Source organism: Pseudomonas huaxiensis, assembly GCF_003231275.1.
GTDB classification, from domain to species: domain Bacteria; phylum Pseudomonadota; class Gammaproteobacteria; order Pseudomonadales; family Pseudomonadaceae; genus Aquipseudomonas; species Aquipseudomonas huaxiensis.
On the sequence record NZ_QKVL01000172.1, the window covers coordinates 1 to 484 of the forward strand.

Genomic DNA, 484 nt, shown 5'->3' on the forward strand with positions numbered 1-484 from the left:
CGAGCACCTGGAAACTGCGGGTACTCCGACCACCGTCGTCACCGATGATCCTGCGCGCCTCGACACCACCGGCCTGACCCTCAGCGCCACCGGTTCCGTCCAGGAAGGCGGCAACATCGTCTACACCGCCAAGCTGACCAACCCGGCTGGCACCGAAATGAAGATCACCTTGAGCAACGGTGAAACCATCACCATCGCCAAGGACGCCACCGAAGGTTCCGTGACCTTCGCTGCACCGAAAGACACTGTTTACGTCGACGCTGGCAGCGTCAGCGTGACCATCACCGGAACCACCGGTGGCGACTTCGAGCATCTGGAAGTTAGCCCGACTGCGGCCGTCACTGCTGTTACGGATTCGATTGATACGTCGACCGTTACTCTGACTGCCACCGCTAGCGCGGTCGAAGGCGGCGTAGTGACATACACCGCTTCGGTCACTGCTCCAGTGACTGGCGCACCACTGGTCATCACCCTGGCTAACGGT

1 protein-coding gene is annotated in these 484 nt (G+C 61.2%); it reads left to right on the forward strand.

Annotated elements, in window-relative coordinates:
* Positions 1-484 (forward strand): immunoglobulin-like domain-containing protein (locus DM374_RS32760; RefSeq protein WP_157969823.1); only part of this gene is annotated, 484 nt, incomplete at both ends.